The following is a 12,869-nucleotide window of genomic DNA, read 5'->3' as shown; positions in this document are numbered from 1 at the left end:
CGGGTGACGAGCTGGTTGCGGGGGAGGGGGCGGAGTGCGGGTGGTACCCCGCCGGGGGCCCGGGGGAGTCGTACGCTTCACACATGAATGACGCTGCACAGGAGATGGGCCGGGCCGGGCGCAGGATCCAGGTGGTCGACGAGCTGGCGCCGGAAGCGGGCGCGGCCGTCCTCGAACTGATCGAGCGGGCCGCACGCACGGACGGGCAGCCCGCCGTGTCCGAGCAGGGGCGGCTGCAGCTGCGCGGGGGCGAACGCGAGGGCGTGCGCCATGTGCTGGTGTACGCGCGCGGCGACGAGGGCGAGGAGCTGGTCGCGTACGGGCAGCTGGAGGACACCGATCCGGTGGAGGCGCCGGCCGCCGAACTGGTGGTCCACCCGGGTCACCGGGGCCGCGGCCACGGCCGGGTGCTGGGCGGCGAGCTGCTGGAGCAGTCCGGGCGCCGGCTGCGGGTCTGGGCGCACGGCGGGCATCCGGCCGCCCGGCACCTCGCCCAGACCCTGGGGCTGACGATGTTCCGGGAGCTGCGGCAGATGCGGCGCTCGCTGACGGATCTGGAGCTGCCGGAGCCGGTGCTCCCGGAGGGGGTGTCCGTACGGACCTTCCAGCCGGGCACCGATGACGCGGCCTGGCTGGAGGTGAATGCGGAGGCGTTCGCGCACCACCCGGAGCAGGGTTCGCTGATCCAGCGCGATCTGGACGACCGCAAGGCCGAGGCGTGGTTCGACCCGAAGGGCTTCTTCCTGGCGGAGAAGGAAGGGCGGCTGGTCGGCTTCCACTGGACCAAGGTGCACGCCGACGAGGGCCTCGGGGAGGTCTATGTGCTCGGGGTGCGGCCGGGCGCCCAGGGGGGCGGCCTGGGCAAGGCGCTGACCTCGCTCGGGCTGCGCCATCTGGCCGGGCAGGGGCTGCCGACGGCGATGCTGTACGTGGACGCGGACAACAAGGCGGCGGTGACCGTGTACGAGCGGATGGGGTTCGCGACGCACGAGACGGATCTGATGTACCGCTCGGAGACCTGAGACCGGGTGGAGATCTGAGGCCGGGCGGAGGCCTGAGGCCGGGTGGAGACCTGAGACCGGGCGGAGGTCTGGGACCGGCGGCGGTTGCACACACGGTGGGGCGGACCACGAGGGTCCGCCCCCTCGCCTTTGCTGCGGCGCCCGCTCGTGCGGTCGGGTCTTCTGCCGCGGCCGCGCCTTGGAGGCACTGACAGCATGCGCTGACGCGTCGGTGGGTGATGACGCAGCAGGCAAGCTGAGGAAGCAAACGCCGGGTCTACGGCGCGAGAAGCCGGGCCGCCGCCACCGCCGAGGCCACCGTCCCTCCGGCCACCACCGCCGAGGCGGCGAGCAGCGGAATCCTCAGGCTCCATGTACGCAGCGCCGGTGAGCGGGAGACCCGGTTCAGCAGCGCGTCCCGGCCGCGCAGCACGATCAGGCCGACGCCGGTGAGCGTCAGCGCCATGCCGAGACCGAAGGCGGCGACCATCGCCAGCGCGATGGCGACCTTGCCGGTCAGCAGGCCGGTGAGCAGGACGAGGAACGCCGACGGTGAGGGCAGCAAGCCGCCGGATGCGCCGAGAAGGACGAGACCACGCCACGTGAGCAGCGAAGGGGCGTCCGGGAGGTGATGGCTGTGCCCGTGCCGGTGCCCGTCCTCGTGGTCATGCGTGTGGTGGTGGTGCTTTCGATGGCGCAGATGCCGTCTGAGCAGGCTCACCCCCACCCCCGCCACCACCAGCGCCGCGATCAGCTGCAGCCACCCCGTGAGAGCCGCGATGTCCGGTGTGCTGTGCGCCGCCAGCCACCAGCCGGTCGCCAGGACCGCGACCGAGAACGTGTGCATCACGGCGACGATCCCGCCGAGCCACACCGCATCGCGCGCTCGGCCCCGGCCGCCCACCAGGTATCCGCCGGCGAGCGACTTACCGTGCCCGGGCGCACAGGCATGCAGTGCGCCCACCGTCATGGCCACGAGCAGCGCCACCGGGAGCGCGGCGCCGTGGTCCAGAAGCGAGGTCAGGTCCGTGGTCCAGGCCCGCGCCGAGGACGCAGCACCGGATCCGGTGTCCGCCGGGGTGAGGGCGAGCGTGCGCGTGGGCTCCTGCGCCGTGTGCAGCCCGCCCCTGCCCGCATCAGTCACCGACAGCGTGCGGTACGCCGGGTCGATGTCCGTCAGCGCGGTGACCGTCAGGTCGATCCGGTCCACCGGCCGGGGGCAGACGAAGTGCAGCTTCCGTCCCTCCGCCCGGTCGACGCGGCAGTGGTGGCCGTGCTGGCGTACGGCAATGTGCGCGCGCAGATAGCCCGTCTCGTCGCCGCCGGACTCCTGCTTCAGTACGGCGACGTCGTCCGGCTGCGCGGACCAGGTTGCGTCGACGGCGTTCGAGGGGGTGGCGCCCGCCGTCTCGATCTTGACGACGGGCGGGGTGCCGAAGGGGTGTGCCTGCGCCGTCCCCGCGCTGCCGAACAGCAGCGCGGGGACGGCGGACAGCAGGAACAGCACCCCGGTAGGGAGTGATCGCACGTGGTGCTTCCCCTCAGTCCCGGCGTGCGGACAGTGCGTGGACTGCGCCGTCGTCCGTGAGGGCGAAGACCCAGTCGCCGCTGACGGAGAGGGCCGAGGCCACTCCCGCGCCGAGGTTGTACGAGGCGGCCTGCGTGCCGGTGTCACGGTCCAGGACGAGAAGCCGTCCGTCCCAGGTCCCCACGTACACATGCGCTTCCGTGACCAGCGGATGCATGGTCGGCGACCCGCTGCCGGCCGAACAGCCCATGGCGACCCGCCACTTGTCGTCCAGCGGGCTCTCCCCCGTCAGATAGCCGGACTTCGACTCCCACACCGGCTTCGATGGGTCGGCCGCCTTCGTGTCGTAGGCCCGCACGACACCGTCCCGGCCCGCGGCATAGGCGGTGTCACCCCATACGGCCGGGCTGGTGAGCGGGGCGCGGCCCGGCTCGCAGACGCTGCCGCCGCCCAGCTTGGACTCCCAGGTCACCGCGCCCGTCTTGGGGTCGTGCCCGCGGGTGCCGTACGCCGTGAACGTCACCAGCTTCGCCTGGCCGCCCGAGGTGGCCGGGTCGGTGAGCACGGGCGAGGAGTGGCTGTCGATGTCGCCCGCCGTGTCCTTCACCCAGCGCTGTGTGCAGCTCGCGAGGTCCATGGCGATGACGGTGTTGCTCGACGAGGAGTGCAGATAGGCGGTGTTGGAGCCGGGCTCGCGGATTGCGGTGCTGTGGGACTGGCCCCACGAGAGAGCGGCCCCGAATCCGCCGGGCAGCAGCCCGCCGGTCTTCGCGTCACGGCAACGGATCGTGTCCGCGTCCTGGTAGACGGCGACCGTACGGTCGGCTTCGCCGGCCAGGCCGAAGACGCTGACCGGCCCGCCCGCGCGGCCGTAGCGGCGCACGGTGTCGCCGTGGGCCTCCTCGCGGTCGACCGACTGCCAGGCGATACGGCCGGTCCCGGCATCCAGGGCGTAGATCCGTCCGACACCGGTGGTCAGATACACCGTGCCGTCGTGGAGCGTCGGCGCGGACTCGGCGTCGCCGTCGAGGTACGTACGCCAGATCTCGCGGCCAGAGGCGATGTCGTACGCGAGCATCATGCTGTACGGCGAGTCGAGGGCGCGGGACGAGACGATCAGCTTGCCGTCCGCGATCACCGAGCCGTTCAGGTTGAACTGCTCGCCGGTCTGCCGCGCCCACTTCAGGTCGAGCTTCGCGCCCGGCTGGTCGCCGCTCGCCGAACGTCCGGCCTCGTCGCCGCCCTGCCGCAGCCAGTCCTGCCCGGTACGCGGCTTCGCGAGCCCGGAGTCAGGGACGACCTCGAACTCGTTCTTGACCACGGGGAACTTCCTGCCCCGAGTGTCGTACGGGACCGACTCGGCGGTGTACGTGCCGGGCCGCAGTCCGTGCAGCGTGCGACTCGCCCGGGTCCATGCGCCGCGTGCGTCGGGACAGGGCTCGGGCTTGCCGCCGGGCGGGGTGTAGCAGTTCTCGGTACCGGGCTTGCCGGCTCCCTTACCGAAGGGGACCGTGGTCCGCTGCACCACGTGGCCCCGGCCGTCGCGCACGGTGAGCGATGCCTTCGCGGGCGTACGGCCGTCATCCTCCGCGTAGATCTCGACGGGCACTCCGGCCTTCGCGCCGTGGACGCTGCCCTGCGCGGGGCTGACCAGGGCGGAGTCGTCGTCGATCTCGAACTGCCGGTGGATGCCGGTCACATGGCCGGTGTCCTCGTTGCGGCGGGTGCGCGGATCGTCCGTGATGGCGCTGAAGTCGAGGACCTTGTAGTCGGGGCGGGCGCCGTCGATGCCGTACGTGCCCTGGTTGTTGACCTCGACCGAGCGCTTGAAGGCGCCCCGCCGGAACTCGGCCTGCTGGTTGTGGCCCGCCGCCACCATCCGTACGTCGTACTTCGCGAGTTCGTCGACCGTCGGCTGCATGCCCGCCCCCGGGCCCCACTGGGTGAACAGCGAGCGGTGCGCGAAGACGAAGACCTGCTTGCCGACCGCGTTGCGGGCGAGGTCCTTGCGGAGCCACTCCAGCTGCGGCTTGAGTCCGCTCGCGTCGTAGTTGTCCTCCAGGACGACGATATGGCGGCCGTTGCGGTCGAAGCTGTACCACTCGGGGGCGAGGTTGCGGCGGTAGTGCTCCAGGCTTCCGGCGTAGCCCTGGGACGAGGTGGTGCCGCCGAAGTCGTGGTTGCCCATCACCGGGTAGAAGGGGTGACCGAGCCGCCCCTCCTGCAGGCCCTTGCTGAACAGGTCGTACCCGCCCTGGCGGCGCGGCTCGGCCGCGTAGTCGGTCACGGTCAGGTCACCGGTCGCGATCTGCATCGTCGCGCCGTCGACCTCGGACATCGCCTGGACCTGGCCGGTCCACTGGGGCAGGACGCTCCGGGCCTCGGCGTCGGTGCGGTTGCCGACCTCGGGGTCGGAATTCATGACCCATTTCTCGGTGGGGTCCGAGGCGTTGCGGTCGGGTACGAGGGCGAAGTCGATGCCCGTGCCGCCGGTCTCGGGGACCTTGTGGAAGAACTGTGGGATGTAGTCCTTGCGCAGTGCGGGCGTGTAGCCGTCGGGCGAGACGATGCTGACGAGGTCGGTCTCGCGTCGCGTCGGGTCGATGCCCAGGCGGTACGAGCCGTCCGCGCCGGTGGTGGTCCAGGCGGCGCCGTCGGTGACGTCGATACCGGGCATGGGCGGCTCGGCCGCGTCACGCTTGCCGTTGCCGTTGCGGTCCTTGAAGACGGTGCCCTCGACAGTGACGGTGGCCGCCGCCGGGCCGGCGTCCTCGGCGAAGGCCGCCTGGGGCGCGAGGAAGGAGAGCACGACGACGCCCACGGTCGCCGGCCGGAACCGGCGCCGGTTGCGGCGCACCGCACCGGCCAGAGACGGCAGTCGCCGGGCGGCGATCAGCAGCAGCACTCCGGCGGCGGTGACGAGTGCGACGGTGAGCCAGGGGGAGGCCGGCAGCGCGTGCGCGCCCCGGACGTCGACGAGCGGGGTGCCGGCGGAGGCATCGACCGGGGTGCCGTCGAACTCGACGACCACCCGGGTCAGCCCGCCCTCCTTGATGAGCGGGGCCAGGTCGAGCGCGTCGACGTGGCAGCTCCATGCCAGTTCGACGACGACACCGCCGGGCACTCCGCCGTTGTCGCCGGGCACACCGGAGCCGGTAGCCGGGCAGGGGGCGGACAGCAGTCCGGCCGCCCAGGCACCCGCCTTCTCGGGGGCCACGACGGCGTGGTGCACGATGAGGCGACCGCTGGTGACGTTGTCCCCGGTCGCGACTACGAGTTCCGCATGCTCGCGCGACACGTGCGCGAACGCGGGCTGGGCACCGACCCCCAGCACGAGGAACAGCAGCGCGAGGGCGAGCCCGGCCGCTGTGCGTATGTGTGTCATGGACGGGACGTTAGAGATACGCTGCCCGGTTTCCGGCCGGTAGCGGGCGACTTTCATCAACCCGTCCGCAAGAGTTCAGCGCCCACTCGCGCAACCGGGGCCTCGATTCACGGCACCTGTCACTGCTGCACGGCACCTGTCACTGCTGCCGCTCCTCCTGCGATCGCCGCGAAGTCGTCGTCGGTGACCGGGCGCAGATCCAGGCGTTCGGTGCGTATCGGATAGGCGGGGGTGTACGGCAGCGGTGGGGTCGCGGGTGCGGATGAGGTGGCCACCCGCGCAGCGTAAGCGGCGGAGGTTGACAGGCGTAGCCCACTTCCCCCACCCTTTCACTACTTAATTAGTGGAATGACTCGGGGGGCGGGGTGCGGCCGATGGCCAAGGACCAGGTGACCGGCCGGGCCTCGGGGCGTACCGCCATCGAGGCGGTGGGCCTCGGCAAGCGGTACCGCCGCCGCTGGGCGCTGCGCGACTGCACCTTCCGGCTGCCGGCCGGCCGTATCTGCGCGCTGGTCGGGCCCAACGGCGCGGGCAAGAGCACCCTGCTCTCGCTCGTCTCCGGGCTGATCCGCCCCCGTGAAGGAGCCGTACGGGTCTGGGGCGAGGCCCCGGCCGGCGCCTCGGCCCGCGCCCGGGTCGCCCACCTCACCCAGGACAAGCCGCTCTACCCCCGGCTGACGGTCGCCGAGACCCTGCGGCTGGGCCGTGAGCTCAACCCCGGCCGGTGGAACGGGCGGTGCGCCGAGCGGATCGTCCGGGACGGCTACCTCTCCCTCGACGCCCGGGTCGGCACCCTCTCCGGCGGGCAGCGCACCCGCCTCGCGCTCGCCCTCGTCTTCGCCAGGAGCCCCGAACTCCTGCTGCTCGACGAGCCGCTGGCCGGTCTCGACCCGCTCGTACGGCACCGGATGACCGCCCTGCTGCTGGCCCAGGCCGCCGAGCACGGCACCACCGTCGTGCTGTCGTCGGACCTGCTCGCCGAGCTCGACGGGGTCTGTGACTATCTGCTGGTGCTGGGCGGCGGCCGGGTGCGGCTCGCCGGTGAGGTCGATGACGTCATCGGGGCGCACGCCCTGGTGATGGGGCAGCGGCGGGGCGAGGCGCTGCCACCCGAGATCGCCGCGCATCCGGTCGTCGAGGCGCAGCTGGCGGGGCGTCACTTCACCACGGTCGTACGGCGGAAGGGCCCGGTCGCCGCCGGGCCCTGGGAGGTCGCGGAGCCGTCCCTGGAGGAGCTTCTGCTCGCCTATCTGCGCGCGCCCGACGCACCCGATCTGATCGCGCCGAGCGCGGAACCGGCCTCGGCGCCGTTGCGCCGCCGGCCCGGCAACAAGCCCGGCATCCCCGGCCTGCCGCGCAACGGGCCGCCCGGCCCGGCAGGCCTGCGGGGCGTCTGGAAGAGCCCGCCGGACAGCGCACCGCGCACACGGCACATCCAATACAGCGGCAAGGGAGCGGCGGCATGACCACCACAGCACACCTCGGGGCGAACGGGACCGGCCCCACCGCGGGCGACCGGGGCGGGGCCCGGGGGCCGGGCGTCCGCGGCCCGCTGGGCGGTCTCGTCTGGCTGGTCCGGCGGCAGCACCGGCTGTTCTTCGGCCTGCTGCTCGCCGCCGTGGCCGGCGGTGCGGTCTGGTGCGCGGTGCTGCGTGGCCGGGCGGCCGCGTTCATCGAGGCCCATCACATCGACGGCTGCTCGATGATCTCGCTCGTCGCGCGCTGCGACGGCACCCAGGATGCGGTCGTCGAATTCCGCAACACCTACGGACCGGCCCTGCAACTCGCCGAGGCGGGGCTGCTGTTGCTGCCCGTACTGATCGGCCTGTTCCTCGGCGCACCGCTGATCGCCCGCGAGCTGGAGGCCGGCACCCACCAGCTCGTACTGACCCAGTCGGTCGGCCCGCTGCGCTGGCTGGCGGCGAAGACCGCGCTGCCCGCGCTGGTGGTGCTGACCGCCGTCACGGCGCTCTCGGTGGTGTTCGCCTGGCTCTGGCAGGTCGTCGGCGACGAGGTCTCCGGCTCCTACTGGTACTCCACCCTCGACTTCGCCTCGCTCGGCCCGGTGCCGGTCGCCTACTCCCTGCTGGCCCTGGCGGTCGGGGTGCTGGCCGGTCTGCTGCTGCGCCGTACGGTGCTGACGATGGGCGTGACGCTGGGCGCGATGGTCCTGCTCCAGGTGGCGCTCAAGCAGCTCAGGCCGTATCTGATGCCGACCGGGAGCACCGAGTTCGGGCCCAAGGAGTCGGCCCAGCTGCCGGACAACGCCTGGCTCGTGGGGCAGGGGTACTACACCCGCTCCGGCGACCGTCTGTCCATCGACGTCTGCGACTCCGCCGGCGACCACGAGTCCTGTCTGCGCAGCCACGATGCGGTGGGCCAGTACATGGACCACCACCCGGTATCGCACCACTGGCCGCTGGCATGGATCGAGAGCGGGATCGTACTCGCGCTGACGGCGGTACTGACCGTGATCGCTTTCCGGGTGATGCGCCGCCGGCACGGCTGAAACTCCGCCCGATATCCCGGCGGCCGCCCCTCCCGGCCCATTCCGCGTTTTCCTCTCCCGCCCCTTCGCCGAGCCGAAATTCCGCTCCCCGGGAATTCCGGCTCCGCCATGGAAAGGCAGGGGAGGGGAAACGGCGGCGGCGCCGGGGCCCGCTCCCGGGAGAGGCGCCGCCCGCCCGCCGCCCGCTGCCCGCCGCCCGCCTCCCGCCGCCCGCCGCCCGCCGCGCACCCGGCAGCCGCGGCACGGTGCGACGGCGGCAGCACCGGCCACCGCCACCCCAGGGATTCCCCGTCAGCTCGACCCGCCGGAATGCCAGAGAATGCAGAACCCGGACGACCATGGCCGCATTCCCCCGCCACCCCCGACCGCATTCCCCTGCCACCCCCGGCTGCATTCCCCCACAATCCCCCTGACCGTATTCCGCAAGGTCACCGTCCGCATTGCCTTGATCAAGAAATCCGAGGCATTTCTCCCCGCTCGCCGGCCGTGTTAGAAAGGCAGCCCAGGGGGAAGGAGACAAGGGACGCGGCCCGCCGATCGGCCTCCGGCCCCGGCCTCCGAGCCCCGCCGCCCCGGCGTGGTGACCGGCCCCGGCCGACCCGAAAACCCCTGGGAGTAGCACCCCGCTTGCCTGTCCGCCATATCCGCGTTACCGGCGATTCAAAGTCGCTTGCGAGCATCGCTGAATGCAGCCCGCTGTGCCGAACGTCCCGAACCCGAGGCTCCGTCTCGCGCCGCCACCTCCTGACGCGCCTGGATGCCCCGGAACGCGGAAGAATAAGGCCATGAACCAGCAGCCCAGCGCTCAGGCACAGATCCAGCCCGAGATGCCCACCACGAAGCCCCCGCAGGCCCCGGCCCCCTCGGCCCAGCCTTCCGTGGGCTCCATCGCCGCGCACCGCCCGCAGGCGGTCCGGGGTACGGTGCCCGGCCTGGAGCCCGACCTGGACGCCGATCCCGATGCGTACGAGGACGAGGGCGTGGTGGGCGCGGACGGCGAGGAACTGCCCAGCGGCCGGTTCCTGGACCGCGAGCGCAGCTGGCTGGCCTTCAACGAGCGGGTGCTCGAACTGGCCGAGGACCCGGCCACGCCCCTCCTCGAACGGGCGAACTTCCTGGCGATTTTCGCCAGCAACCTGGACGAGTTCTTCATGGTCCGGGTCGCGGGACTGAAGCGACGGATAGCCACCGGCGTCGCCACCCGCTCCGCGTCCGGGCTGCAGCCCCGTGAGGTGCTGGACCTCATCTGGACGCGCTCGCGCGAGCTCATGGCCCGGCATGCCGCCTGCTTCCAGCAGGACATCGCCCCCGAGCTCGCTGACCAGGGCATTCATCTGATCCGCTGGCCCGAGCTGACCGAGAAGGAGCAGGCCCGCCTGTTCACCCTCTTCCGCCAGCAGATCTTCCCGGTGCTCACGCCCCTGGCGGTGGACCCCGCGCACCCCTTCCCGTACATCTCCGGCCTCTCGCTGAATCTGGCCGTCGTCGTACGCAACCCGGTCAGCGGCCATGACCACTTCGCGCGGGTCAAGGTGCCGCCGCTGCTCTCCCGCTTCCTGGAGGCCTCCCCACAGCGCTACGTCCCCATCGAGGACGTCATCGCCGCCCACCTGGAGGAGCTGTTCCCGGGCATGGAGGTGCGCGCGCACCACATGTTCCGGGTGACCCGCAACGAAGACCTGGAGGTCGAGGAGGACGACGCGGAGAACCTCCTCCAGGCACTGGAGAAGGAGCTGATGCGGCGGCGCTTCGGACCGCCGGTCCGCCTGGAGGTCGAGGAGTCCATCGACCCCGCCGTGCTCGACCTGCTCGTCCAGGAGCTGAAGATCTCCGACGCCGAGGTCTACCCGCTGCCCGGCCCGCTGGACCTGACCGGCCTCTTCGGGATCGGCGCCCTGGACCGGCCCGAGCTGAAGTACCCGAAGTTCGTCGCCGGCACCCACCGCGACCTCGCCGAGGTGGAGTCCGCCTCCGCGCCGGACATCTTCGCCGCCCTGCGCTCCCGCGATGTCCTCCTCCACCACCCCTACGACTCCTTCTCCACCTCCGTCCAGGCGTTCCTGGAGCAGGCCGCCGCCGACCCCGACGTCCTCGCGATCAAGCAGACGCTCTACCGCACCTCCGGTGACTCGCCGATCGTGGACGCCCTGATAGACGCCGCGGAATCCGGCAAGCAGGTCCTCGTCCTCGTCGAGATCAAGGCCCGCTTCGACGAGCAGGCCAACATCAAATGGGCGCGGAAGCTGGAGGAGTCCGGCTGCCATGTCGTCTACGGCCTGGTCGGGCTCAAGACGCACTGCAAGCTCTCGCTCGTCGTCCGCCAGGAAGGCGAGATGCTGCGCCGCTACTCCCATGTGGGGACGGGCAACTATCACCCCAAGACGGCGCGGCTGTACGAGGACCTCGGGCTGCTGACCGCCGACCCCCAGGTCGGCGCCGACCTCTCCGACCTCTTCAACCGGCTCTCCGGCTACTCGCGCCGCGAGACCTACCGCCGTCTCCTGGTGGCCCCCAAGTCCCTGCGGGACGGCCTGATCCAGCGGATCAACAAGGAGATCGCGCACCAGCGCGCGGGCCGGCCCGCCTACGTCCGTATGAAGGTCAACTCGATGGTCGACGAGGCCGTCGTCGACGCGCTCTACCGCGCCTCCCAGGCCGGTGTGCCGGTCGACGTCTGGGTTCGCGGCATCTGCGCGCTCCGGCCGGGCGTCGAGGGCCTGAGCGAGACCATCCGGGTCCGCAGCATCCTCGGCCGCTTCCTCGAACACTCCCGGATCTTCATCTTCGGCAACGGCGGGGAGCCCGAGGTGTGGCTGGGCAGCGCCGACATGATGCACCGGAATCTGGACCGCCGGATCGAGGCACTGGTGCGGGTCGCCGACCCGGCGCACCGTGCCTCCCTCAACCGGCTGCTGGAGCGGGGGACGTCGGACTCCACCTCGTCCTGGCACCTGGGCCCGGACGGAGACTGGACCCGGCAGGCGGTGGACGCGGACGGCGCGCCGCTGCGCAACGTACAGGAAATGCTCATTGACGCCCGGAGGCGCCGGCGTGGCCCAGCGACATGACCAGTCGACCGGAGGGCCGGCGGGTCGCACCGGAATCGGATACGAGCCCGGCGGGGCGCCCGGAGCCCGTTCCGCGGTGGTGGACGGGCCGTACGGGGGGAACGACGGCATGTACGGGCCGGACGACGCCCCGTACGCACCGGTGATGGCCACCCGCAGCGGCGACGACGGCACCGACCGCGGCGCCGCCCCCGACATCGGGGCCGACCTCGCCTCCCATACGGCCGACGAGGTGCTCGCCGACTACCTGCACCAGCAGTCCGCGGACTTCCTGCGCAGTCTGCGGCTGCACCGGGAGAGCGGTTCGGACGCCGAGGGCGCCGGTGAGGCCGCCTGGCAACTGCGCCGTGCCGCCCGCCGGATCAGCGCCACCCTGTACACCTTCCGGCCGCTGACCGAGGAGGCCTGGGCCGACCAGCTCCGCTCCGAGCTGGGCTGGCTGTCCGGCACCCTGGCCCGCGAACAGGCCTGCGCGGCCCGCCGCGAACGGCTGATGGCGGCCCTGCAGCGGCTGACCGGCCGCGGACCCGAACGCAGCGACCGCGGGGACCGGACGGGCCGGGGGGAGCGGGGCAAACGGGGGGACCGTACGGCCACGGGCTCGTCCACCGGCCCGGCCACCTCCTCGGCTTCCTCGGCCTCCTCAGCCGCTTCGTCCGCCACTCCGACCGGTGATCCGGACCCGGACGGCGCCCTGTCGGCCGGTGCGGCGCGCGCCGGGGCGCTGCTGGACCGCCAGCTCACCCTCGCCCGCACCCGCGCCCACTCCGCCGCGCTGCAGGCCCTGGGCTCCTCCCGCTTCCACGCCGTCGCCGACTCCGTGGCGGTGCTCGCCTCCGAGGCGCCGCTGGCCCGTACGGCCGCCGAGCTCCCGGCCGACGAGGCGCTCCCGCCGCTCGCCGAGCAGGCGCACCGACGGCTCTCGGAGGCGGTCGCCGCGCTGCCGCTGTCCCGCGCCGGCTACCCGTACAACGCCGCGGCCCTCGCCGCCGACCAGCGCCAGGACGCGCCCTGGCACCAGGTCCGGATGCTGGTGCGGCTCAGCCGCTACGCCCGGGAGCTGATCGCGCCGGAGGCCGGCGACCTCCTGCTCGCGGAGGCCGGCCGGGCTCTGGAGTGGCACCGGGACGCCGCCGAGGCCGCCGCAGCCGCCGCCGCGGCGGCCCGCACCCCCCGCATCGCCCCGGCCACCGCCTACGCCCTGGGCGTGCTGCACGCCGACCAGCGGCACGAGGTGGAGGCGGCCCGGTTCGCCTTCGGCCGGGTCTGGCTGCCGCGGACACCGGACCGCAAGGGCTGAGGAGGCGAGGGACATGAACGCGCGGACGGGGCGCGGCCGGGCTGGGAGAGTGGCCCCATGACCGCACGGAAAGGGGTG

Annotated in this window: 8 protein-coding genes; 5 read left to right on the top strand and 3 right to left on the bottom strand. The window is 72.6% G+C overall.

The window, feature by feature from the left end:
- Window positions 1-83: 83 nt before the first annotated feature.
- The gene (gene mshD, locus SLV14N_RS16400; RefSeq protein ID WP_208681594.1) at window positions 84-1,022 is read left to right on the top strand and encodes a mycothiol synthase; all 939 of its coding nucleotides are present in this window, start codon (window positions 84-86) and stop codon (window positions 1,020-1,022) included.
- 256 nt (window positions 1,023-1,278) lie between these two features.
- Here the strand turns inward: mshD and SLV14N_RS16395 are convergent, their stop codons facing one another.
- From SLV14N_RS16395 to SLV14N_RS16385, 3 genes are all read right to left on the bottom strand, one after another.
- On the bottom strand, window positions 1,279-2,529 hold the full coding sequence (locus tag SLV14N_RS16395; RefSeq protein ID WP_259670348.1) for a nickel/cobalt transporter: 1,251 nt from the start codon (window positions 2,527-2,529) through the stop codon (window positions 1,279-1,281).
- 13 nt (window positions 2,530-2,542) lie between these two features.
- Window positions 2,543-5,914, bottom strand: coding sequence for a PQQ-binding-like beta-propeller repeat protein (locus SLV14N_RS16390; protein ID WP_263269847.1), 3,372 nt, complete (start codon window positions 5,912-5,914; stop codon window positions 2,543-2,545).
- A 119-nt stretch (window positions 5,915-6,033) separates the two neighbouring features.
- Entirely contained in the window at window positions 6,034-6,189 is a 156-nt protein-coding gene (locus tag SLV14N_RS16385) for a hypothetical protein (RefSeq protein ID WP_259670344.1), read from the bottom strand.
- A 99-nt stretch (window positions 6,190-6,288) separates the two neighbouring features.
- Between SLV14N_RS16385 and SLV14N_RS16380 the strand changes: the two genes are divergently transcribed.
- The 4 genes from SLV14N_RS16380 (at window position 6,289) to SLV14N_RS16365 (ending at window position 12,791) form a co-directional block, all read left to right on the top strand.
- Entirely contained in the window at window positions 6,289-7,380 is a 1,092-nt protein-coding gene (locus SLV14N_RS16380) for an ATP-binding cassette domain-containing protein (RefSeq protein ID WP_208681593.1), read from the top strand.
- Window positions 7,377-8,423 (top strand): ABC transporter permease, encoded by a 1,047-nt coding sequence (locus tag SLV14N_RS16375; RefSeq protein ID WP_208681591.1) that lies wholly within the window; start codon window positions 7,377-7,379, stop codon window positions 8,421-8,423. Before SLV14N_RS16380 ends, SLV14N_RS16375 begins: the two co-directional genes overlap by 4 nt.
- Window positions 8,424-9,208: 785 nt before the next feature.
- Window positions 9,209-11,491, top strand: a complete 2,283-nt coding sequence (locus SLV14N_RS16370; protein WP_208681589.1) for an RNA degradosome polyphosphate kinase — start codon at window positions 9,209-9,211, stop codon at window positions 11,489-11,491.
- A complete protein-coding gene (locus SLV14N_RS16365) occupies window positions 11,454-12,791 on the top strand; it encodes a CHAD domain-containing protein (protein ID WP_263269845.1) in 1,338 nt (445 codons plus the stop codon). Before SLV14N_RS16370 ends, SLV14N_RS16365 begins: the two co-directional genes overlap by 38 nt.
- The last annotated feature ends 78 nt before the right edge of the window (window positions 12,792-12,869 follow it).

The sequence above is a fragment of the Streptomyces sp. Je 1-4 4N24 genome (genome assembly GCF_026239515.1).
Taxonomy (GTDB): Bacteria; Actinomycetota; Actinomycetes; order Streptomycetales; family Streptomycetaceae; genus Streptomyces; species Streptomyces nigrescens.
Note: the sequence above shows the minus strand (reverse complement) of the source record. Positions and strands in the feature narration are given on the sequence as shown.

Coding starts and splice junctions, on each gene's coding strand:
- mshD (WP_208681594.1), top strand. CDS start 84: ATGAATGACGCTGCACAGGAGATGGGCCGGGCCGGGCGCAGGATCCAG.
- SLV14N_RS16370 (WP_208681589.1), top strand. CDS start 9,209: ATGAACCAGCAGCCCAGCGCTCAGGCACAGATCCAGCCCGAGATGCCC.
- SLV14N_RS16380 (WP_208681593.1), top strand. CDS start 6,289: ATGGCCAAGGACCAGGTGACCGGCCGGGCCTCGGGGCGTACCGCCATC.
- SLV14N_RS16390 (WP_263269847.1), bottom strand. CDS start 5,914: ATGACACACATACGCACAGCGGCCGGGCTCGCCCTCGCGCTGCTGTTC.
- SLV14N_RS16375 (WP_208681591.1), top strand. CDS start 7,377: ATGACCACCACAGCACACCTCGGGGCGAACGGGACCGGCCCCACCGCG.